Source organism: Agrobacterium sp. A3-95 (assembly GCF_053521785.1).
Map to the genome: position 1 here is coordinate 388696 of NZ_JBNWDR010000004.1, position 21790 is coordinate 410485.

Annotated in this window: 19 protein-coding genes and 2 tRNA genes; 14 read left to right on the top strand and 7 right to left on the bottom strand. The window is 58.4% G+C overall.

Annotation, left to right across the window (positions count from 1 at the left end):
• Positions 1-25: 25 nt before the first annotated feature.
• Together sfsA and ACQZ5Y_RS14160 are read right to left on the bottom strand one after the other, a co-directional pair.
• Positions 26-745 carry a DNA/RNA nuclease SfsA gene (gene sfsA, locus ACQZ5Y_RS14155; protein ID WP_174049481.1) on the bottom strand — a complete coding sequence of 240 codons (720 nt, stop codon included), beginning with the start codon at positions 743-745 and terminating at the stop codon, positions 26-28.
• Between the two features lie 30 nt (positions 746-775).
• Complete coding sequence (locus ACQZ5Y_RS14160; RefSeq protein WP_174049480.1) at positions 776-2635, bottom strand: class I poly(R)-hydroxyalkanoic acid synthase; 1860 nt, start codon at positions 2633-2635, stop codon at positions 776-778.
• Positions 2636-2773: 138 nt separating this feature from the next.
• Between ACQZ5Y_RS14160 and ACQZ5Y_RS14165 the strand changes: the two genes are divergently transcribed.
• The gene (locus tag ACQZ5Y_RS14165; RefSeq protein WP_003515396.1) at positions 2774-3196 is read left to right on the top strand and encodes a hypothetical protein; all 423 of its coding nucleotides are present in this window, start codon (positions 2774-2776) and stop codon (positions 3194-3196) included.
• Positions 3197-3580: 384 nt separating this feature from the next.
• Here the strand turns inward: ACQZ5Y_RS14165 and fnrN are convergent, their stop codons facing one another.
• Positions 3581-4306 carry a transcriptional regulator FnrN gene (gene fnrN / locus ACQZ5Y_RS14170; RefSeq protein WP_003515395.1) on the bottom strand — a complete coding sequence of 242 codons (726 nt, stop codon included), beginning with the start codon at positions 4304-4306 and terminating at the stop codon, positions 3581-3583.
• A gap of 212 nt (positions 4307-4518) precedes the next feature.
• Between fnrN and hemN the strand changes: the two genes are divergently transcribed.
• From hemN to ACQZ5Y_RS14210, 8 genes are all read left to right on the top strand, one after another.
• Positions 4519-5868, top strand: coding sequence for an oxygen-independent coproporphyrinogen III oxidase (gene hemN, locus ACQZ5Y_RS14175; RefSeq protein WP_174049479.1), 1350 nt, complete (start codon positions 4519-4521; stop codon positions 5866-5868).
• Positions 5869-5982: 114 nt separating this feature from the next.
• Entirely contained in the window at positions 5983-6267 is a 285-nt protein-coding gene (locus tag ACQZ5Y_RS14180; protein WP_019566223.1) for an acyl carrier protein, read from the top strand.
• 89 nt (positions 6268-6356) lie between these two features.
• The gene (locus tag ACQZ5Y_RS14185) at positions 6357-6836 is read left to right on the top strand and encodes a hotdog family protein (RefSeq protein WP_019566224.1); all 480 of its coding nucleotides are present in this window, start codon (positions 6357-6359) and stop codon (positions 6834-6836) included.
• 209 nt (positions 6837-7045) lie between these two features.
• Positions 7046-8242: a beta-ketoacyl-ACP synthase gene (locus ACQZ5Y_RS14190; RefSeq protein WP_038491088.1), complete on the top strand. Its 1197-nt coding sequence runs from the start codon at positions 7046-7048 to the stop codon at positions 8240-8242.
• A gap of 12 nt (positions 8243-8254) precedes the next feature.
• Entirely contained in the window at positions 8255-9538 is a 1284-nt protein-coding gene (locus tag ACQZ5Y_RS14195) for a beta-ketoacyl-ACP synthase (protein WP_003515389.1), read from the top strand.
• Positions 9539-9690: 152 nt separating this feature from the next.
• Positions 9691-10719: a zinc-binding dehydrogenase gene (locus ACQZ5Y_RS14200; RefSeq protein WP_003515388.1), complete on the top strand. Its 1029-nt coding sequence runs from the start codon at positions 9691-9693 to the stop codon at positions 10717-10719.
• A 4-nt stretch (positions 10720-10723) separates the two neighbouring features.
• Positions 10724-11653, top strand: coding sequence for a lipid A biosynthesis lauroyl acyltransferase (locus tag ACQZ5Y_RS14205; protein WP_019566226.1), 930 nt, complete (start codon positions 10724-10726; stop codon positions 11651-11653).
• 279 nt (positions 11654-11932) lie between these two features.
• Positions 11933-12631, top strand: a complete 699-nt coding sequence (locus tag ACQZ5Y_RS14210; protein WP_013636202.1) for a hypothetical protein — start codon at positions 11933-11935, stop codon at positions 12629-12631.
• Between the two features lie 43 nt (positions 12632-12674).
• Here the strand turns inward: ACQZ5Y_RS14210 and ACQZ5Y_RS14215 are convergent, their stop codons facing one another.
• A complete protein-coding gene (locus ACQZ5Y_RS14215; RefSeq protein WP_026330928.1) occupies positions 12675-13478 on the bottom strand; it encodes a TSUP family transporter in 804 nt (267 codons plus the stop codon).
• 179 nt (positions 13479-13657) lie between these two features.
• On the opposite strand from ACQZ5Y_RS14215, the gene ACQZ5Y_RS14220 reads away from it, so the two are divergent.
• The 5 genes from ACQZ5Y_RS14220 (at position 13658) to recJ (ending at position 19835) form a co-directional block, all read left to right on the top strand.
• Positions 13658-14617, top strand: coding sequence for a nucleoside hydrolase (locus ACQZ5Y_RS14220; protein WP_065687344.1), 960 nt, complete (start codon positions 13658-13660; stop codon positions 14615-14617).
• A gap of 300 nt (positions 14618-14917) precedes the next feature.
• Entirely contained in the window at positions 14918-16138 is a 1221-nt protein-coding gene (locus ACQZ5Y_RS14225) for an LL-diaminopimelate aminotransferase (protein WP_003515379.1), read from the top strand.
• Positions 16139-16199: 61 nt separating this feature from the next.
• Complete coding sequence (locus tag ACQZ5Y_RS14230) at positions 16200-17510, top strand: homoserine dehydrogenase (RefSeq protein WP_003515377.1); 1311 nt, start codon at positions 16200-16202, stop codon at positions 17508-17510.
• 188 nt (positions 17511-17698) lie between these two features.
• On the top strand, positions 17699-17923 hold the full coding sequence (locus tag ACQZ5Y_RS14235; protein ID WP_025593517.1) for a hypothetical protein: 225 nt from the start codon (positions 17699-17701) through the stop codon (positions 17921-17923).
• 103 nt (positions 17924-18026) lie between these two features.
• The gene (gene recJ / locus ACQZ5Y_RS14240; protein ID WP_419457021.1) at positions 18027-19835 is read left to right on the top strand and encodes a single-stranded-DNA-specific exonuclease RecJ; all 1809 of its coding nucleotides are present in this window, start codon (positions 18027-18029) and stop codon (positions 19833-19835) included.
• A gap of 129 nt (positions 19836-19964) precedes the next feature.
• Here recJ and ACQZ5Y_RS14245 read toward each other — a convergent pair.
• The 3 genes from ACQZ5Y_RS14245 to ACQZ5Y_RS14255 all read right to left on the bottom strand — a co-directional run bounded on the left by ACQZ5Y_RS14245 (position 19965) and on the right by ACQZ5Y_RS14255 (position 21787).
• Positions 19965-20039, bottom strand: a tRNA-Glu gene (locus ACQZ5Y_RS14245).
• 452 nt (positions 20040-20491) lie between these two features.
• A tRNA-Glu gene (locus ACQZ5Y_RS14250) sits at positions 20492-20566 on the bottom strand.
• A 447-nt stretch (positions 20567-21013) separates the two neighbouring features.
• Positions 21014-21787 (bottom strand): amino acid ABC transporter ATP-binding protein, encoded by a 774-nt coding sequence (locus ACQZ5Y_RS14255; RefSeq protein WP_174049478.1) that lies wholly within the window; start codon positions 21785-21787, stop codon positions 21014-21016.
• Positions 21788-21790 lie beyond the last annotated feature (3 nt).

The following is a 21790-nucleotide window of genomic DNA, read 5'->3' on the forward strand; positions in this document are numbered from 1 at the left end:
GCTTTCTGTCTCTTTACGTCCCTGTTCATAAAACAGCCGGACGCCATTCGTCCATCTTAACCGTTCCCGTGACTGAAATTTGTGCCGGGGAAACGTCGCATTTCACCGCATAGGCCTCCACGCCGCGCGACATGGCCCGCTGAAACGCCAGCGCATAGACCGGATCCAGATCATCGCAGATGCGCATCTGGTCGCAATCGTTGCGCTGAATGAGATAGAGCATCACCGCGCGGTGACCGGCCTCCGCTGCGTCGCCCAGCTCCTCCAGATGTTTGGCGCCGCGTTTGGTGGCGGTATCAGGGAATTCGGCCAGACCTTTTTCGCGCATGAAATGAACGTTCTTTACTTCCACATAGGCATCCGGCCGCCCAATTTCGGAAAGCAGGAAATCGATACGGGAATTGCGGCCGTATTTCTGCTCGCGCCGGATCGTCGAATAGCCGGCAAGCTGCGGGATGCGGCCATTGAGGATCGCTTCTTCCGCCAGCCGGTTCGGCATGCCGGTATTGATGCCGACCACGGTGCCATCGGCCTCGACCATTTCCAGCATATGCCGGTACTTGCGGGTTGGGCTGTCATGCTCGGACATCCAGATACGCGAGCCGGGCGTGGTCAATCCGCGCATGGAGCCGGTATTGGGGCAGGAGCCTGTAATCGCCGTGCCGTCCTCCAGAACAGCGTCGAAGAGGAAACGCTTGTAGCGGGCGATCAGCGTTGCGGGAACGAGTGGGGGCTTGAAGAGCATGTGGCCTGAAAGGTGAGAGGTGGGGGCTGGTCAGGACAGAACGTAGGTTCCGGGTGCATCACCGAGCACTGGTCGCTTGCCGTCTCCCGGCGTCCTTGCCTTTACCTTCTCGCCATTCTGGCTTTCGATCCAGTTTTGCCAGTGCACCCACCATGATCCCTTGTGGGCCGTGGCTGCGGCCTGCCAGGCATCGAAGTCTCCGGATGGTGATGCGCCTGTCCAATATTGGTATTTTTCGGATTGCGGCGGATTGACCACACCGGCTATGTGGCCGGAAGCGCCGAGCACGAATTCCACGGGGCCGCCGAACAGTGCCGCCCCCGTGAAGACCGATTTCGCTGGCGCGATATGGTCGTCGCGCGTGGCGAGATCATAGATGGGGATTTTTATGTCGCCGAGGTTGATCCGCTTGTCCGCCACGCGCATCAGCCCGCGGGCGAGATTGTTGTCGAGATAACAATTGCGCAGATAGAAGGAATGGCAGGCAGCGGTCACTCGGGTCGAATCGGAATTCCAGTAGAGGAGATCGAAGGGCAGGGGTTCCGTGCCGCGCAGATAATTATCGACCATATAGGGCCAGATAAGATCGGAGGCGCGCAGCATGTTGAAGACTGTGGCCATGATCGAGCCATCGAGATAACCGACGGCCTGCATGTGCCTGTCGAGCGCGGCGAGCTGGCCTTCATCGATGAAGACCTTGAGGTCGCCCGCATGGATGAAATCCGTCTGGGCGGCGAGAAGTGTGGCGCTGCGAATGCGCTCATTGCCTTCCTGCGCATGCAATGCCAGGGCCGAAGACAAAAGCGTGCCGCCGACGCAATAGCCGATGGCGTTGATCTCTTTTTCGTCGGTTTGCTCCTCGATCGTGTCGAGGGCAAAATCGATACCTTCGCGAATATAGTCCTCCCAACCCTTGTCGGCCAGCCTGGCGTCCGGGTTGATCCACGAGACCATGAACACGCTGTGACCCTGATCGAGACACCATTTAACGAAGGATTTCTGTGGGTTGAGATCGAGGATATAAAATTTGTTGATCCATGGCGGGACGATGAGCAGCGGCCGTTTGAAGGCCTTTTTCGTCGTCGGCGCGTAATGGATGATCTCGCAGAGCGGGCTTTTGGCAACCACCTTGCCTGATGTGATGGCGATGTTCTGGCCGATGACGAATTTGCTGTAATCGGTCTGGCGCAGTTTCAGATGGCCGTGGCCGGCCGCGACATCTTCGGCAAGCTGTGCCATGCCCTTGACGAGATTGGCGCCGCTGGACGCGACCGTCTCGCGGAAGACCTGCGGATTGGTGAAGACGAAGTTGGCTGGCGAGAGGGCTTCCGTCACCTGGCGCATGTAAAACAACGCTTTGGTGCGGGTGTGCTCGTCCAGTCCTTCGGCTTCCATAACCATCCGGTCGGCAAAACCGACGGTGGTCTGATAGGCTTTGAGGAGAAAATCGAAAAACGGATTGGCCTGCCAGTCCGCGTCGGCAAAACGCCTGTTCTTTCGCTCTGCCGGGCCGGTCTCCGCCGCCTTTTCCGAGCGGGAATCGGCATCTTCCGAAAACTGTGCCACCGATTTTGTCCACAGATCGAAATAGCTGGAAAGCAGGTGCGTCTGCGCTTCGAGTGAACGCTTCGGTTCTGCCATCCAGTATTCGGCGACATCGGAGAGCGTCTTGACGATGTCGGTCATCGGATCGGCGCTGGTCTGCGGAATTTCACCGCGTTCGCGGGGCGCCAGCCATTCGGACGCGGCTTTGCCGAGGTTTTCCAGCGCGCGGGCGATGTTGACCGCAAAGGCTTCCGGGTCGCGGATCAGGTAAGCCTCGGCGGATGTGGCGTCGAAACCGGGCGTTTTGCCACCCTTTTTCTCTGCCCCGCCGTCAACACCTGCCATGCGCTGTCCTCCACCAAATTTGTGTTTGCACATTCTGCATGAAAACGAATACAAGTTCCACCAGCAAGGGGAGGCCACGAAGAGCCGAACCGCAGTCGAATTCGATATCGGCGATATCCTTACAGGCGGAACATGACGATGGGCAAGCACATGGGTACATGGGGAAGATTTGCGGAAAACGCTGGAAGGATCGCCCTTCTTTCGCTTTCCGGCGCCATGCTCGTTACAGTACTTGCCGCCTGCAAGACCCCGGCACCGATCGTCGCACCGGCCCATATGCCCCACCCGCAAGCCCAAATCGTCGGCCCGCGCCCCGTCAGCGACAATGTGGTGAGCCAGAGACGCGATACCGGCACCTATCCAAGCTTTTCAGCGCCTATTACGGCTGCCGGCAGCCAGATGGGGGATGATGAAGCGTCCAAAATGGAATCGAACCTGTCGCGCCTGGGTGCTGCACGCCGCAACGGCCAGATTTCGGAAGCTGAATACAAACGCCGAGTCGCGGAATTGCGGGCGCTTGGCGAAAACCAGAAGCCGGTTGCGACGCCTGTTACGCAGTAAGGTTCTTCCGTTCGTCGTTCTGGGGCCTTTACCGAGAATCGACAACCTGTGGATCTCGGGATTCGCTCGGCACAAGGCCGAGGATAACGGCAATCCTTGTGCTTCATTCTGTACCAAGCCGCTCTCATAACCCCTTATTTACCCTGCCTTTGAACCATATGCTTACTGAAGATGTTAAGCGGATGGATGCGCTTTGCCGCTTATGATGCGGTCATAACAAACAGGCCGCTGAAAAAGCGGTAGACAGGGTGAAATATCATGAGATGCATCGCTGCTTTGCTGGTTCTTGCCGGTTTTGCGCTCGCACCCGCGCAGGCGCGGGCGCCGTACATCAACATCGGAACGTCAGCGCCGCAGGGACGATGAAAAGTTGAAAAACGCCGGTCAGTCGTTTCCGGCGGCTTCGCTGAGCATATCGAGGTCCGGCACTGTAATATGACGGTTGTTCTCGATGCTGATCGTGCCTTCCTTGCGCAGCTTAGTCATTTGCCGGCTAACTGTTTCGATGGTGAGACCAAGGAAATCGGCTATATCTGCGCGCGATAGCGGCAGGTCGAACGTTGATTTATCGTCCTTTTCCGGATCGATATGCGTGGCGATCATATAAAGGAAGCTGGCAACCTTTTCCTGTGCCGATTTTCGGCCAAGTGTCAGCATCCAGTCGCGCGCCTCATCCAGTTCCTTCAGAGACTGGCTGTGAAGCTTGCGTTCCATATCCGGCACTTCGGAAACCATGCGGTCGACGATACGGCGCGGGAACAGGCAGATTTCCACATCGGTTGCGGCTTCCGCCGTCATCTTGCTTTCCGCCATGAACGGGCGGCCGAGAAAATCCGGTGCAAATTGCAGGCCGACGATCTGCTGGCGGCCATCCGACATCATCTTCGAGAGCTTCACCACGCCGTTGAGAATGTTGCCGTAGGAGCTGACGAGCTCCCCCTGGGCAAGCAGCTCGTTGCCCGCTTCCAGCTTCTTACGGCTGGAATGACGGTTGAGGTCGCAGAGCTGCTGCGGCGTCAACGTGCTGCAAAGACCACCGTGACGCGCCTCGCAGGAGCGGCATACGACGGGATATTCCGAATTGTGGATGGTCTTCTGTAGCGTGTCCATCAGCCTTTTCCGATGCTGGCTTTAAGGGACGAATGCGACCGCAGGTGTAAAATCCGGTCTTTTCGAAGGCTTGCGCCGCGTAGTCGTCGCCCCCGCGTCTACTTTAGCAAGAACTTAAGGTGCAATTTGATTGAAGTCAAAGTTGCAAACTGTCGCAGCCGTTACTGAAGGGGAGGAAATCGACATTTTCTTGATAAAAGGCAAATCCGGGGATGAATACCGAACTTCTTCGCAAATATTCGGGCGCCGTGCCGCGTTACACGAGCTATCCTACCGCGCCGCACTTTCACGAGGGAATCGATAATGGCACCTATCGCCGCTGGCTCGGCGAGCTTGGCCACCGGAACCGGATATCGCTTTACCTGCATATTCCCTATTGCGACCGGCTGTGCTGGTTCTGTGCCTGCCACACCAAGCACACGCTGAAATACGAGCCGATTGCCGTTTATCTTGAGGCACTTAGGCGGGAGATAGAAGCCGTCGGCTCGCTTGTTTCCCCCGATGCAGTGGTCAGCGCGGTGCATTTTGGCGGCGGTTCTCCCACTATGCTGAGGCCTGAAGACATGGTGGGCCTGATGGACTGTCTAAGACGCCATTTCACCTTTGGTCTGGCGCCCGAAATCAGCGTGGAAATGGACCCGAACGATCTTGACGAAAGTCGCTATGACGCGCTTGCCGTCATCGGCATGACGCGCGCGAGCCTCGGTGTGCAGGACTTTGATGACAAAGTGCAAAAAACCATCAACCGGATTCAGACCTTCGAGCAGACGGAATCGGTGGTAGATGCCGTGCGGGCAAGGGGCGTTCACTCGGTCAATTGCGACATTCTCTATGGCCTGCCGTTCCAGACCTGCGAGACATTGCAACAGACGGTTGACCAGATCATCTCACTCGACCCCGACCGGATCGCGCTGTTCGGTTATGCGCATGTTCCGTGGATGAAAAAACACCAGTCGCTGATCTCTGAGCAGGCATTGCCAGATATTGCCGAGCGCTACCGCCAGATGACGATGGCGGCGGATATGCTCGGCAAGGCGGGTTACAGGGCAATCGGGATCGATCACTTCGCCAAGCCCGCCGACACTTTAAGCCGGGCGGTCGAGACGGGGGAGCTGCGGCGGAATTTTCAGGGCTACACCACTGACACGGCCGATGCCCTGATCGGGCTTGGTGCATCCGCGATCGGCCGGTTGCCCCAGGGCTACGTGCAGAACATGGTGGCGACGGGGGAATATCAGCGGATGGTGGGCGAGGGTGGTTTCGCGGTTCTAAAGGGAATAGAATTGTCCGAGGACGATCACCTGCGCTCCTATGTCATCGAGCGGCTGATGTGCGATTTTTCGCTCGATCTGGGCGATTTGAAGCGGCGTTTCGGCAAGGCCAGCCATTCCGTCAGCATGGAGGCGCAGCTTTTCGCTGGCGGCGACAGGGACGGTGTGGTGCGGATGGATGGCGATGTTTTTGCCGTGACGGAGGCGGGAAAACCCTTTGTCCGTCATATTGCGGCAACCTTCGACGCCTATCTCGGCAGCGGACGCGGCCGTCATTCGGTTGCTGTTTAGGCAACAGTTTCAAGGCAAATTTCAAAGTTACGTCACGAAACCATTGGCTTTTTTGTGCGACTTGCCTATGTGGTGCGTCAGACAGGATATTTAATACGAACGACAATAAGGATTATGGGCGTGACAGCTACATTCGACAAGGTTGCCGACATTATCGCCGAAACCAGCGAAATCGACCGCGAAACCATTACGCCGGAAAGCCACACGATCGACGATCTGGGCATCGACAGCCTCGACTTTCTGGATATCGTTTTCGCCATCGACAAGGAATTCGGTATCAAGATTCCGCTCGAGCAGTGGACGCAGGAAGTCAACGAAGGCAAGGTTACCACCGAAGAATATTTCGTGCTGAAGAACCTCTGTGCCAAGATCGACGAATTGCGCGCAGCCAAGGGCTGAGGCGATAATGCCCGCTTCGAGCGGGCATTTCTTTTTCTGGACCTGACCTTCAGGGACGGGTCGTAACCGACCAGAAACGGGCCGGACGGATGCTGCTTGAATATTTTCAGATGATCGACAAGGTCGAAGCCGTGGATATGGCGACGCGCACATTGAAGGCGCGGTCTGTCGTTCCCGACAAAAGCCCGGTTTTCGAGGGACATTTCCCCGGCATGCCGCTGGTTCCGGGCGTGCTTCTGATCGAGACCATGGCGCAGGCTTCCGGCATGATGGTTCTGGCGTTCAGCGATTTTTCCGCAATGCCCTTCCTGATGTCGGTTGACGGCGCCAAGATGCGCACCTTCGTGGAGCCGGGCGCGGTTCTCGATATCGAGGCGGTGCTGGAACATGACGGTTCGGGTTTTGCAGTCACCAAGGCGAAGATCACTTGCGAAGGCAAGAAGGTCTGCGATGCGCAGCTGAAGCTCAGGACAATGCCTTTCAGCGAAATTCCGCTCGCGCCTATCGTCAGGAAGCGGGCCGAGGAAGTCGGCCTGATGGCGGCGATTGCCGCGGATGCGCAAAAATAAGCGCTTCCGCTGATGCCGGGAGACGGCATTTTTCCCCTAGACCCGGTTTTGATTCACGAAAATCGTGGGCTTGTGCTGGCGGATCGGGCCTTCACCATTGCCAATCCGCATCGCGCGCTTTATTCCGCAACGCATGGAGTGGTCGTTTGCGACCGCTGTTGGATAGCCGTGACCGCTTCAATAGGTCAGGCTGCAAAGGATGACAGACGATGAAATCTGACAATGATGTGGTGATAACCGGGGTCGGCATCGTGACCTGTCACGGCGTCGGCAGCCAGGCGCATCTTGCGCTTCTTTCGGGAACTGCGGCGCCGGCAACGGTGATCGAGACCGAAAAGTTCAAACCCTATCCGGTTCATCCCATGCCGGAGATCGACTGGTCCACGCAGATTGCCAAGCGCGGCGACCAGCGCCAGATGGAAAACTGGCAGCGTCTCGGCGTTTTTGCCGCCGGCCTCGCGCTTGATGATGCAGGGCTGAAGGAAAACGCGGAAGCCTGCGCTACCATGGACATGATCGTGGCTGCGGGCGGTGGCGAGCGCGACATCAATGTCGATACGCTGATTGTCGATGAGGCGCTGAAGCGCAACGACCGCGAAGTGCTGCTCAACGAGAAGCTAACGACGGAATTGCGTCCGACCCTGTTTCTCGCCCAGCTTTCCAATCTGATGGCCGGTAACATTTCCATCGTTCACAAGGTCACAGGGTCCTCCCGTACCTTCATGGGCGAGGAAGCAGCCGGCATTTCCGCAGTCGAGACTGCGTTTCACCGTATCCGTTCCGGCGAATCCAGCCACGCCCTGGTGGGCGGCGCCTTCTCGGCCGAGCGCCCGGACATGATCCTGCTGTTTGAAGCGATCGGCGCGCATGCGCAGGGCGATTGGCAGCCGCTTTGGTCGCGTGGCGGCCAGGACGGCGGCGGCATGATTTCCGGTTCGCTGGGAGCCTTCCTGGTGCTGGAATCGCGCAAGCACGCCAGTGAACGCGGCGCACGCATCTATGCCCGCATCGACGCCATCGAGGGCGATCGCGGTAGCCGTGATGACGGCAAGATGGAAAAGCGCATGGAACGGCTGCTTGCCCCTGCAAAGGACAGTGCTGCGACCGTCGTGTTTTCCGGTGCGAGCGGTTACGACGCCGTGACGCAGCGTGAAAAGAATATTCTGGAAAAAGCTTTGCCGCAGGCCGTCATTCGCGGTTTCGGCGGTATCACCGGCCATGGACTTGAAGCACAGTTCCCGCTTGGGCTGGCGCTTGCCGCCCTGACGCTTGAAAGCGGCGCGAAGGTTCCTACTTTCGATGGCGCCGCGGAAAAGCCCATGGGCGAGGCGGCCAGCGAAGCGGTCGTCACCACCGTCGGCCATGTGCGCGGCGAAGGTGTCGCCGTTCTGTCCCGTGACGTGTGAGGAGAAAAGACCATGACTTCCAACTTCAAGGATCATCTCGGTCGCCCGATCGTTGCAGTCACCGGTATGGGCATCATCACATCGCTTGGGCAGGGTCTTGCCGATAACTGGGCGGCTCTGACTGCGGGCAAGTCGGGCATCCACAAGATTACCCGCTTCCCGACGGAGGGGCTTTCCACAAGGATCAGCGGCACCGTCGATTTCATCGACATCCCGGTTCCGAATTCCGTCGAGCGCTCTTATGCCTTTGCACGCGAGACAACCATTGAGGCTTTGGCGCAGGCCGGCATATCGGGCGATTTCGATGGCCCGCTGTTTCTGGCTGCACCACCGATCGAGCCGGAATGGAGCGCCCGTTTCGAGCTTGCCGACCGGTCTCCGCCGGCCGCCCAGCCGGGTGATGCCTATGAACGGTTCCTGACGGCTTTTCGTCAACGTCCGGACCCGGCGTTTCAGGAAGCGGCTCTTTTCGGCGCGATTTCGGAGCGTCTTTCGGACCGCTTTGGTACACGCGGCCTGCCGGTCACGCTCTCGACGGCCTGTGCATCCGGCGCGACCGCAATCCAGCTTGGTGTCGAGGCTATCCGCCAGGGCCGCACCGAGCGCGCGCTGACGGTTGCGACAGACGGTTCGGTCAGCGCCGAAGCGCTGATCCGCTTTTCGCTTCTTTCGGCGCTGTCGACCCAGAATGAGCCGCCGGAAAAGGCATCCAAGCCGTTCAGCAAGGACCGCGACGGTTTCGTGATCGCCGAAGGTGCGGCAACGCTGGTGCTGGAATCGCTGGAATCGGCAATTGCGCGCGGCGCGAAGGTTCTCGGCATCATCAAGGGCGCCGGCGAGAAGGCTGACAGCTTCCACCGCACGCGTTCCTCGCCAGATGGCGGCCCGGCGATCGCGACGATCCGCGCCGCACTTGCAGATGCGGGTGTTGCTGAAAGCGATATCGGCTACATCAATGCCCACGGCACCTCGACGCCGGAAAACGACAAGATGGAATATGGCTCGATGCTTGCCGTCTTCGGCGAAGGCCTGAAAGACATTCCGCTGTCATCCAACAAGTCGATGATCGGCCATACGTTGACGGCGGCCGGCGCGGTTGAGGCGGTGTTCTCGTTACAGACCATGCTGACCGGCACCCTGCCGCCGACGATCAACTACAACAACCCTGATCCGACCATTTCGCTCGATGTGGTGCCGAATGTGAAGCGGGACGCGACGGTCAATGCCGTGCTTTCCAACTCCTTCGGGTTCGGCGGGCAGAATGCCAGCCTTGTCATGACGCGTGAACCGGCTTAACCGGTTCCGCCAGAAGACAGGGGCGTTTCCGGCCTGAACGAAGCCCGGGAACGCTCTCGCTGGTGTGACTACACATTCCGACCGCAAAACCGTTACAGAGTTTTGCTGGAATTACTCTTGAGATAGACGCCTCCGGGCGAAGGACTAAAAACATGCGCGCTCTTCAACTCGTGGACGACCGGAAGCTTGAAAAAGTGGACCTGCCTGAACCCGATGCACCAGGTCCGGGCGAGGTGACGCTGCGCGTCAAGGCCGTGGCGCTGAACCACATCGACGTCTGGGGCTGGCGCGGCATGGCTTTTGCCAAGCGCAAGATGCCGCTGACGATCGGTGCTGAGGCTTCCGGAGTGGTGGAAGCCATTGGCCCGGGCGTTTCGAATGTGCTGCCTGGCCAGCTCGTTGCGATCTACGGCGCGCGCACCTGCGGGATCTGCAAGCCGTGCCGTGAAGGCCGTGACAATCTTTGTGAACATGTTCAGGGTGTACACGGTTTCCATCTCGACGGCTTTGCGCAGGAAAAGATCAATATTCCCGCCCGCCAGCTCGTTCCGGCTCCGCATGGCGTCGATGCCATCGGCGCGGCTCTGGCGCCTGTGACCTTCGGCACGGTCGAACACATGCTGTTTGACAATGCCAAGCTGGAATCGGGCGAAACGATCCTCGTGCATGCCGGCGGTTCCGGCATCGGCACGGCGGCGATCCAGCTGGCCAAGAAGATGGGCTGCACCGTCATCACCACCGTCGGCTCCGACGACAAGATCGAACGGGCGAAGGCCCTGGGTGCCGATCACGTCATCAACTACCGGACCGACCGTTTCGAAGGCGTCGTGCGCAAGCTCACGAAAAAGAAGGGTGTAGACGTGGTGTTCGAGCATGTCGGCAAAGACACCTGGGCGGGATCGATGTTCTCGCTGAAGCGTGGCGGCCGTCTCGTCACCTGCGGCTCCACGTCAGGCGTATCGACCGATATCAACCTGATGATGCTGTTCCAGCAGCAGCTGAAGCTGCTCGGCTCCTTCGGTTGCCGCATGGAAAACATGGCCAACGCCATGCAGAAGATGGCGCGCGGCATCGTTCATCCTGTTATCGACACAGAAGTCACCTTCGAGGATATCGACCGGGCGCTGGAGCGCATGGAAACGCGCCAGGTATTCGGCAAAATCGTTCTGCGGATGGATTGACGCCTTGAAACTGTTCATTACGCGGATCGTCCTGAAGCTGGACCATTTCCGGCAATGGCTGATTGCGACGTTTGCCTTCGGCCTTCTCAATCTGCTGAAGATATTTCCAGCTGACGCGGGAATTCGCGCTGCCGACAGGCTGGCGCGTTTCGTGGGGCCGAAAACCGGCCGTCACAAGCTGATGCTCTACAATCTGGCGCGCGCCTTTCCGGAGAAATCCGAAGAGGAGCGGCTTACCATCGCAATGGACAGCTGGGGCAGCATGGGGCGGCTTGCGGCGGAATATGTCTTTCTCGACAGGCTGTTCGATTTCGATCCGGAAAATAGCGAGCCGGGCCGTATCCGGGTCGAGGGTATTTCGACCTTTATCGAGCTTCGCGATAACCCGCGGCCCTTTATCGTATTTACTGCCCATAGCGGCAATTTCGAATTGTTGCCGGTGGCCAGTTCTGCCTTCGGTCTGGATGTGACGGTGCTGTTCCGGCCGCCGAATAATCCTTTCGTGGCCGACAAGGTGTTCAAGTTCCGCAAGGAACGCATGGGCAATCTCGTGCCGTCGCATGCCGGCTCTTCCTTCGCGCTTGCGCGGCAGCTGGAAAGGGGCGGCGGTGTCGGCGTGCTCGTCGACCAGAAGTTCGGCAAAGGCTTGACGACGAAGTTCTTCGGCCATGAGGTGCGCACCAACCCGCTTCTTGCCAAGCTGGTGCGGCAGTTCAATTGCGATGTCTATCCCGCCCGCTGCGTGCGCCTGCCCGATAACCGCTACCGGCTGGAAATAGAGCCGAGGGTTGAAATTCCGCGCGATGAAAAAGGAAATGTCGATATTCAGGCGACGGCGCAGCTTTTGAATGACAAGGTGGAAAGCTGGGTCCGCGAATATCCCGAACAATGGCTGTGGTATCACGACCGTTGGGACGTTAAACACCAGATCTAATTATTTGCAGCGCGGCCGAATTTCTAGTGATTTTTTACAGAATTCGGCCGTAAAATCGCGTTTTTAAGTATTTTTACTTATTAGTGGAACCTTATTTTTCGTTCATGGATTATCGAAATTGAAAAAATAGCAGTAGCTATGATATTTTAGAGATTAATCCCTGCAGCGGTCCTGCGTGTCGTTACGTCATTTTTTAATGCACAGACGCTACAATGAGGGGATAAGTGTCTATCCATTCGGATTGGGAGCGGGCTGTTTACCCGTTCAGGGAGAGTTGGGTTGAAAGATTTGATTGAGCTGTTCTGGCTGCGTTATACGGAACTGCAATCAGCGGTTGGTAAGAACGAGGCCGACAAGATCGCAGTGCTGGAGCGTGAACTGGAGCTGCTGCTTGATCGGGTCATCGGGCGTAAGACCGGCAGTTCCGAGGACATTCGTGAGCAATTCCGTTTCGCCATCGACCTCCTCAATCACGAGGCGGAAGATCTCGGCTGCGTGCAGCGCAATTCCGATCTTTTGAGAACGCTGGTCGACCGCTATGTCGGCATGCCGCTCAAGGCAAAGGTGATCGGCGACGAGGACGAGGACATCCTGGAGTGGCACCACCGCCATCTTATTCTCGATGAGGATATGCTGAACGACCTCGACGAGCCCGTGGTCGTCGTCTCTCCCGGTTATCGGGTATCATTCTCCAACGGGATCGATGCTTTTCCGCGCAATACGCCGGAAGGGCCTTTGGGATGTCATATCGCCGAGCTTGTCGGAGTGCACCGTTTTCAGAACGATCTGCGGGAGAGGCTCGACAATTGCTTCAAGGGCGGTACGTCGAAATACACCTATGCCGAAGATCATGACGGCCATACGATCGTAAAATCGCTGGAAATGTCGCCCTGCTATTCCTCCAACTACAAGCTGGTTGGCGCAATGGTGGTCATCCGCGAAATCGCCGATCGTAGGCGCCGTCGCGCCACGGCATAAATTCACGGTTCGAACGCAAGCGTCGAGCCGTGTCCTCTTCCTGTCATTTCGGGAAGATGGTTTCCCAGATCGTGGCGATTGACCATGCGGATGATGCATCCGCAAGAAGCTTCGTCGCCATTGCCAGACAGGAAAGAACCAAAAGCGGGCGGATGATCTTCGCGCCGTTTTTCATCGCGAAACGCGATCCGATCTGCGCGCCGACGAACTGGCCGATGCCCATGGCGATGCCAAGCTTCCAGAGAACCGCGCCTCCAGCCGCAAAAACAACAAAGCCGCCGAAATTCGAACCCAGGTTCAGAAGCTTGGTATGGGCGGTTGCCTTCAGCATGCCGAAGCCGGCAAGCCCCACGAAGGCAAGCATGTAGAAGGAACCCGCGCCGGGGCCGAAAACGCCATCATAGAAACCCACGAGCGGTGCGGCGGTGAGGCCGAACACGAAAGGCGTGATGCGGCGATGGCTGTCGATATCGCTGAGCTGCGGCTTGAAGGCGAAATAGAGGGCAATCGCGATCAGCAGGAAGGGCATGATGGTACGCAGGAGGTCTGACGGCACGAAGGCGGCGGTGAAAGCACCGAGCCCGCCGCCGATCATCGCCATGATCGCCATCGGCAATTGTTCCCTCAGATTGACATGGCCGCGGCGGGCATAGGCAATGGTGGCCGACGCCGAGCCGAACTGCGATTGCAGCTTGTTGGTGCCGAGCGTATCGAGCGGCGGAATTCCCATGATCAGCATGGCCGGGATAGTGATGAGACCGCCGCCGCCGGCGATGGAATCGATAAATCCGGCAAAGATGGCGACGCAGAAAAGAACGAGGAAAACGTTGAGGGCGATGTCTTGCACTTGGCATGTCCAGGCGGGCTTAAGGGAGAGGGCCTCTTCTTTCACCGAAAAGATCGCCACGCAATATTTTTCTCTCCGATCCGGGACGGGCAGGGGGATTGCGGTGTTGCCGCTTATGGGTATGTTTCCGTGGCGCACCGCCAGACGCGGCGATGACGAGACATCAGGATGAGGGCATTATGCATAAAGTGATATTCGATACGGACCCCGGTGTAGATGATGCCATGGCGCTTCTTTTCCTGCACCGTCACCCCGATATCGATCTGATCGGCGTCACCACCGTCTTCGGCAATGCGCCCATCGATATCACCACCCGCAATGCGCTCTTCCTGAAACGGGAATGGCAGATGACGGCGCCGGTAGCGAAAGGTGCGGGCGTGACCTTCGATCCGGCCCGCAAGGAAGGCCACTGGCCGACTTTCATCCATGGCGAAAACGGTCTCGGCGATATCGATATTCCAGAGACCATCGATCTGCCGCTCGATCCGCGTCCCGCGCATCGCTTTATTATCGAGACGGTCAAGGCCAATCCCGGCGAGGTGACGCTGATCGCTGTTGGTCGCATGACCAATCTGGCCTTGGCGCTGCGCGAAGAGCCGGATTTTGCGGCATTGGTGAAGCAGGTGATCGTCATGGGCGGCGCCTTCGATATCAACGGCAATGTGTCGCCGGCGGCTGAGGCCAATATTCACGGTGATCCGGAAGCGGCCGATCTCGTCTTCACCGCGCCCTGGCGCGTGGTCGTCGTCGGCCTGGACGTGACGACGAAAACGGTGATGACGAGCGCCTTCATGGCCGAGATGGCAGAGGCGGGCGGCAAGCCGGTGCAGCTGCTTTCCGATCTGTCGCAATTCTACATCGATTTCTACAAGACCCGCACCGGCGATGGCATGGTGGTGCATGACAGCTGCGCCTGCGTTTACCTTGTTGCGCCCGAACTGTTCGAGACCCGCAGCGGCCCTATACGCGTCGTCTGCGGCGGGCTTGCCGATGGCCAGACCATTCAGAAGCCGGATGGCCGCGCCTTTCCGCCGGGCGACTGGGACGGGCATCCGAGCCAGCTCATCTGCACCGATATCAAGCCGGAGCAGGTGCTTTCCGTCATCCGCGCGGCAATTGTGAAGGGCGAGCGCGACTGAACGGCCGGAATGGCCTTTCTTGAGCATGGTCTGCCTTGCAATTTCCAAGAATCTGGCGTTATGCAGGTTTCCTGATTACATTGCGCAATTCGCCTTGCCTGTGGTCTGAAAAGGCCGCGCCGGAGCCACAAGGCGGATGATCGCGATGCCGCGTGGACCGAGAAAACCGCTGTAGGTTTTCTTGTGCTTTGCGGTACAATGAATAGCGCCCGCCGGATCGGTTCGTGTCGGCGGCGTTTAACAACAAGAACGAACTTCGTTATGGGCCGGCAGAACCGGTCCATTTCCATGAGGAAAGTGATGGAAGAGTTTCATAAGGTCCGGCGTCTGCCGCAATACGTCTTCGAACAGGTCAACCGTTTGAAAGCGAGCGCGCGAGCGGCCGGGGCCGATATCATCGATCTCGGCATGGGCAATCCCGACCTTCCGACCCCCAAGGCGATCGTCGACAAGCTGTGCGAAGTCGTTCAGGACCCTCGCACCCATCGCTATTCCTCGTCCAAGGGCATTCCCGGCCTTCGCCGCGCGCAGGCTGGTTATTATGCCCGCCGGTTCGGCGTGAAGCTGAACCCCGATACGCAGGTCGTCGCGACCCTTGGTTCCAAGGAAGGTTTCGCCAATATGGCGCAGGCCATAACCGCGCCTGGTGACGTGATCCTGTGTCCGAACCCCACCTATCCGATCCACGCTTTCGGCTTCCTGATGGCGGGCGGCGTTATCCGTTCCATGAATGTGGAGCCGGACGAGAGCTTCTTCGGGCCTCTGGAGCGGGCGGTGCGCCACTCCATTCCGAAACCGCTGGCGCTTATCGTCAACTATCCGTCGAACCCGACGGCGCACGTTGCCTCGCTCGATTTCTACAAGGACGTGATCGCATTTGCGAAGAAGCACGAAATCATCGTGCTTTCCGACCTTGCCTATTCGGAAATCTATTTCGACGACAACAATCCGCCGCCTTCGGTTCTCGAAGTTCCCGGTGCAATCGACGTTGCGGTGGAATTCACCTCCATGTCGAAGACCTTCTCCATGCCCGGCTGGCGCATGGGCTTTGCCGTTGGCAACGAGCGGCTGATCGCGGCACTGACCCGCGTGAAGTCCTATCTCGATTACGGTGCCTTCACGCCGATCCAGGTTGCGGCGACGCACGCGCTGAACGGCGACGGCTCCGACATCGCGGAAGTACGCAGCGTTTATCGGCGCCGTCGCGACGTCATGGTCGATACGTTCGGCAAGGCGGGCTTCGAAGTTCCACCGCCGGCGGCGACGATGTTCGCCTGGGCGAAGATCCCGGAAAAGTTCCGCCATCTCGGCAGCCTGGAGTTTTCCAAGCTTCTGGTCGAGAAGGCAGACATTGCCGTTGCTCCCGGCATCGGCTTCGGCGAAATGGGCGATGATTACGTCCGCCTCGCGCTCGTTGAAAACGAGCATCGAATTCGTCAGGCAGCGCGCAATCTGAAGCGTTTCCTGTCGAGTGCTGACGAAACGATGCACAATGTCGTTTCGCTCAATGCCCACAGATAAGGGCAACCGAAGGCGGCCGGGCCCCGGCCGTCACCATCACCAGCAAATCAGGAACATACCCATGGCAGATTCATTGAGAATCGGCATAGCGGGGCTCGGCACTGTCGGCGCTTCGCTCGTGCGCATCCTCCAGCAGAGAAGCAACGAACTTGCGATTACCTGCGGACGCGCGATTGAGATTATTGCAGTGAGCGCGCGCGACCGTTCGCGTGACCGCGGCATCGATCTCAAGGGTATTACCTGGTTCGATACGCCGGAGCAGCTTGCAAACGAAGCCGATATCGACGTGTTGGTGGAACTGGTCGGCGGTGCTTCCGGCCAGGCGGAAAAAGCTGTGCGCGCAGCACTTTCGCGCGGTCTCCATGTGGTGACAGCCAACAAGGCGCTGCTTGCCAAGCATGGCGTCGAGCTGGCGACGATTGCCGAAGACAAGGGTGCGCTTCTCAATTTCGAAGCGGCTGTGGCCGGCGGTATTCCCGTCATCAAGGCGCTGCGTGAATCTCTCACCGGCAACAACGTGTCGCGCATCTACGGTATCATGAACGGCACCTGCAACTACATCCTGACCAAGATGGAGAAGGAAGGGCTGTCGTTCGAGGTCTGTTTGAAAGAAGCGCAGCGGCTGGGTTATGCCGAAGCCGATCCCGCCTTCGATATCGAGGGTAACGACACCGCCCACAAGCTCGCCATTCTGACGACGCTTGCCTTCGGCAACAAGATTTCGGCCGACGACATCTATCTCGAAGGCATCACCAACATCTCCAGCGAGGACATTCAGGCGGCCGCCGAGCTCGGTTATCGCATCAAGCTTCTCGGCGTGGCGCAGGTGACCGAATCCGGTATCGAGCAGCGGGTGCATCCGACCATGGTGCCGCTCGATTCCGTTATTGCGCAGGTTGATGGCGTCACCAATGCGGTGGCGATCGAGTCCGATATTCTTGGCGAGCTTCTGATGGTGGGCCCAGGTGCGGGCGGCAATGCCACGGCCTCTGCCGTGCTCGGTGACATCGCCGATATCGCCAAGAGCCGTCCCGGTGCCCAGCAGGTTCCGGTGCTCGGCCGTCCGGCGAAGTCGCTGACCGATTATCGTCGCGCCAAGATGAAGAGCCATGAAGGCGGCTATTTCATCCGGCTGACGGTGAAGGACCAGGCGGGCGTCTTCGCTTCCATCGCTACCCGCATGGCGGATAACAACATCTCGCTGGAATCCATCGTGCAGCGCCAGCGCGTGCATGTGGAGGGCGCGCCGCAGACGATTATCCTCGTGACCCACGCGACGATGGAAGATGCGATCCGCAAGGCCGTCAAGGCGATCAAGAACGAGAAATATCTGGTCAGCGAGCCGCAGGTCATCCGCATCGAGCGGACCTGAGACGCTTTACGATTTTTCTGAATTTGAGGGCCGCGCCTCCACATGGAGGTGCGGTCTTTTTTCTACCGAAACCCATTTTGGCGGCCACAGGATAAAACCGCCGTAAAATTTGAGGGGATCGCCTCAGAACCGCTGGAAAACAACGCGATTCGGCTCTATGGTTAATCATGTTACCAAGCGAGGGAGGCGTGGCTGTGACATCGATTATCCTTTTCAAGGACAGTAAGCGCGAAAGCGTTCTGGCCGCCCATCATCGGGCGCGGCCTCACAATGCCAACGACAATATTCGAGGCATGGAATTCGATATTGCCGAATATGAGCGCAACTGGTGTTCACTTGCGGTGTTTTCCCTGTTGCTGCTGGTCGGCGCGGTATCGATCGTCAGCCCGTTTTTCTCGATTTTCTCGGTGTGAAACCTCATACGGGCGTTTTTGCTTGAAAAAGGCGCCATCGCCATTTAGCCCGTTGTCATGACAAGGCGCGGATACGCATTCGCATGACAGGACGATGGACAGGATGGCAATGATGGAGCCGGCCGATACGGTGGTCCGCGCATTTCTAAGCGTGGAGCGGTCGGCGACAGAGCAACGTTGGGTTTCGCGGCTGGATCAAGCCGCACAGAACCGTGCGCTGGCCATGTCCCAGATCCATGCCATTCCCGAACTGATTGCCCGGGTGCTGGCCGGGCGAGGGGTGGGGGTGGATGAGGCTCTCGCTTTCCTCGATCCGACCATTCGCTCCTTGATGCCCGACCCGCATGTGCTGACAGATTGCGAAAAGGCTGCCGAAAGGCTGGTCCGCGCCATCGAGACCGGTGAGAAGGTGGCGATCTTCGGCGATTATGACGTTGATGGCGCCGCGTCTTCCGCGCTGATGTATCGGTTTCTCGCGCATTTCGGGCTGACGCCGGAAATCTATATTCCAGATCGTATTTTCGAGGGTTATGGGCCGAACCCGGCGGCGATGCAGCAGCTTGCCGCCAATGGCGCGACCCTGATCGTGACGGTCGATTGCGGCTCCACCAGCCATGAATCGCTGAATGCCGCAAAGGATGCGGGAACAGATGTGGTGGTGATCGATCACCACCAGGTCGGTTCGGAACTGCCGCCGGCGGTGGCGCTGGTCAATCCCAACCGCGAAGACGATCTTTCGGGGCAGGGGCATCTCTGCGCCGCAGGCGTGGTGTTTCTGGTTCTGGTCGCCACCCTCAGGCTGTTGAAGGACAGGCGCAACAGACAGGCGTTCACGATCGATCTGCTGGCGCTGCTGGATATAGTCGCACTCGCAACCGTATGCGACGTGGTGCCCTTGAAGGGGCTGAACCGCGCCTATGTGGTAAAGGGGTTGATTGCCGCGCGCCATATGAACAATGCCGGGCTGGCGGCGCTGTTCAGAAAGGCGGGGTTGGGCGGGCCGGTGACACCGTATCATTTCGGTTTCCTGATCGGACCGCGCATCAATGCCGGTGGCCGTATTGGCGATGCCGCACTGGGTAGCCGTCTGCTTACACTCGACGACTCGTCACAGGCGGACGTGATTGCCGAAAAGCTGGATGAGCTGAACCGCGAGCGACAGGCGATGGAAGCCGTGATGCTGGCGGAAGCCGAAGCGGAAGCGCTTTATGAGTATGGCGACGGGTCTGGCGCTGGCGTCATCGTTACCGCACGGGAAAACTGGCATCCGGGGATCGTCGGACTACTCGCCTCACGCCTCAAGGATCGTTTCCGCCGCCCGGCCTTTGCCATCGCTTTCGATCCCTCTGGTAAGGGCACAGGCTCCGGCCGCTCGATCAATGGTTTCGATATGGGCAGAATGGTCCGCGCCGCTGTGGATGCCGGCCTGCTGGTCAAGGGTGGCGGTCACGCCATGGCCGCGGGCCTGACGGTTGAACGCGCCAATCTCGGCAAACTCCGGACCTTCTTCGAGGAAGCCGCCGCAAAGACGGTGAGCGAGCTGGTGGAAAGTAGCGTGCTGAAGATCGACGGCGCAATCGGCGCGTCTGGCGCGACCCTGCAGCTTGTCGATCAGCTAGAACAGGCTGGTCCTTATGGCTCCGGCCATTCTCAGCCCATTTTTGCCGTGCCTGCCCACCGGCTGCGCGATGTGCGTCTGGTCGGCACCTCACACGTCAAGATCACGCTGGAGGCCATGGATGGTTCACGGCTGGACGGCATCGCATTCCGCGCCGCAGAGGCCCCTCTGGGGCAGATGCTGCTGAATGCGCGTGGCAGGTCTATCCACGTGGCAGGCTCCGTGGGTGCCGATCTCTGGCAGGGCCAGAGGCGTGTGCAGCTGCGTGTTCTGGACGCGGCTTTCGCGCCCTGACAGTCGGCACAGATCGAGACTTGATTTTACGGGAAAAGCTGAAGGACGGCCGGAAACGGCATGAATTCTCTATCTCACACATCACGTGAAGATTTGAACGCATAATACTGATTTTCAAGGAGAAGCAAGTGGCACGCCCTAGGGGAGTCGAACCCCTCTTTTCAGAATGAAAATCTGACGTCCTAACCGATAGACGAAGGGCGCGTGCGCTTGTGGTGTGGCGCCCTTATAGTCAGGCTCCCGTTGCTCCGCAAGCGGAAAAATTGATTTTTTCCGCTTCGTGACGAGTTTTTTTATGGAGGCCGGAACGGCTGTGGAAAACTGCGCCGGGACTGGCCAAGGCCTTGAAATTTCGCCGCTATCACGGCGCGCCGGCAATGCCTTCATGACTCGTGGAAGTCCTCGGGGCGTGGTTTTCCAACCCTTAGCTGGCATCTGCTGCCCGCCAGAAAGAACCGACACTGTGATTTGGCTGGAAGGGGAAAGGCAAGCCGGTCGATTTGCCCGCTGGCGATTCATCCGGCTTGCCTTCCATCGGGGGGGACAGCACTCTAACGTATCGCCCGGGAATCGGTTCCGGCGCATCGATCACGCGTGACGAATCCGCTGTCTGCGAAGCTGCTTTATATTTTCGAAGGGGGAAACACGAAGGCAAGTGGCACGCCCTAGGGGAGTCGAACCCCTCTTTTCAGAATGAAAATCTGACGTCCTAACCGATAGACGAAGGGCGCGTGCGCTTGTGGTGTGGCGCCCTTATAGTCAGGCTCCCCGTGGTCCGCAAGCGGAAAAATGCATGATTTGACAAAAAAATGACATTGGCTGTCAGAACCCTTGGAAAACAAGGATTTCCGTTTCGTAACAAATGGTTAAACCGAGGTCGGCTTGGCAGTTTCAGTGCTTCTTGCGGATGAAGAACGATGTGAGACGACGATTTGCAGGGGCCGGTGATTCACTCAACGGGGCTTATGGTGCGAAAGAAGCCATCAAAATGAATGGCGAACCTTACCAAACATTTCGGCGTCACCCTTGGGTTTTTGCCGAGATCTTCAACCGCTCGATTTTGTTGACTTAGATACTTAGGACAAGCCCACGGATGAGGTCGAGCGTGGAGAGGCTGTCGTCAAATGAAAACGGGGCCGAAATGGCCCCGTTCCATGATGTTAGCTGATTGCAGCGTCTCAGTGCAGGATCTGGCTGAGGAACAGCCTCGTGCGCTCGTGCTGGGGATTGTCGAAGAATTCGGCGGGCGAATTCTGTTCGACGATCTGGCCCTGGTCCATGAAGATGACGCGGTTTGCGACCTGGCGGGCAAAGCCCATTTCGTGGGTCACGCACAGCATCGTCATGCCGTCTTCGGCAAGGCTGACCATGGTATCAAGCACTTCCTTGACCATTTCCGGGTCAAGCGCCGAGGTCGGCTCGTCAAACAGCATGATCTTAGGCTTCATGCACAGCGAGCGGGCGATCGCCACGCGCTGCTGCTGACCGCCGGAGAGCTGGCCAGGGTATTTATGCGCCTGTTCGGGGATCTTGACGCGCTTCAGATAGTGCATCGCCACTTCTTCGGCTTCCTTTTTGGGCATCTTGCGAACCCAGATCGGCGCCAGTGTGCAGTTCTCAAGGATTGTCAGATGAGGGAAGAGGTTGAAGTGCTGGAACACCATACCGACTTCACGACGCACCTCATCGATCTTCTTAAGATCGTTGGTGAGTTCGATACCGTCGACGTTGATCGTGCCCGACTGATGTTCTTCCAGCCGGTTGATGCAGCGGATCATGGTCGATTTTCCCGATCCCGAAGGACCGGCGATGACGATACGCTCGCCCTTCATCACCTTCAGGTTGATGTCGCGCAGGACGTGGAAGTCGCCATACCACTTGTTCATGCCGACGAGTTCGATTGCCACGTCCGTTGTCGAAACGGCCAGTGTTTTTGTTTGGGTTTCTGCCATTTT

Bases quoted from the DNA above. Each gene is read 5' to 3' on its own strand.
- sfsA (WP_174049481.1), bottom strand. From the start codon at position 745: ATGCTCTTCAAGCCCCCACTCGTTCCCGCAACGCTGATCGCCCGCTAC.
- ACQZ5Y_RS14160 (WP_174049480.1), bottom strand. From the start codon at position 2,635: ATGGCAGGTGTTGACGGCGGGGCAGAGAAAAAGGGTGGCAAAACGCCC.
- ACQZ5Y_RS14165 (WP_003515396.1), top strand. From the start codon at position 2,774: ATGGGCAAGCACATGGGTACATGGGGAAGATTTGCGGAAAACGCTGGA.
- fnrN (WP_003515395.1), bottom strand. From the start codon at position 4,306: ATGGACACGCTACAGAAGACCATCCACAATTCGGAATATCCCGTCGTA.
- hemN (WP_174049479.1), top strand. From the start codon at position 4,519: ATGAATACCGAACTTCTTCGCAAATATTCGGGCGCCGTGCCGCGTTAC.
- ACQZ5Y_RS14180 (WP_019566223.1), top strand. From the start codon at position 5,983: ATGGGCGTGACAGCTACATTCGACAAGGTTGCCGACATTATCGCCGAA.
- ACQZ5Y_RS14185 (WP_019566224.1), top strand. From the start codon at position 6,357: ATGCTGCTTGAATATTTTCAGATGATCGACAAGGTCGAAGCCGTGGAT.
- ACQZ5Y_RS14190 (WP_038491088.1), top strand. From the start codon at position 7,046: ATGAAATCTGACAATGATGTGGTGATAACCGGGGTCGGCATCGTGACC.
- ACQZ5Y_RS14195 (WP_003515389.1), top strand. From the start codon at position 8,255: ATGACTTCCAACTTCAAGGATCATCTCGGTCGCCCGATCGTTGCAGTC.
- ACQZ5Y_RS14200 (WP_003515388.1), top strand. From the start codon at position 9,691: ATGCGCGCTCTTCAACTCGTGGACGACCGGAAGCTTGAAAAAGTGGAC.
- ACQZ5Y_RS14220 (WP_065687344.1), top strand. From the start codon at position 13,658: ATGCATAAAGTGATATTCGATACGGACCCCGGTGTAGATGATGCCATG.
- ACQZ5Y_RS14225 (WP_003515379.1), top strand. From the start codon at position 14,918: ATGGAAGAGTTTCATAAGGTCCGGCGTCTGCCGCAATACGTCTTCGAA.
- ACQZ5Y_RS14230 (WP_003515377.1), top strand. From the start codon at position 16,200: ATGGCAGATTCATTGAGAATCGGCATAGCGGGGCTCGGCACTGTCGGC.
- recJ (WP_419457021.1), top strand. From the start codon at position 18,027: ATGGCAATGATGGAGCCGGCCGATACGGTGGTCCGCGCATTTCTAAGC.
- ACQZ5Y_RS14255 (WP_174049478.1), bottom strand. From the start codon at position 21,787: ATGGCAGAAACCCAAACAAAAACACTGGCCGTTTCGACAACGGACGTG.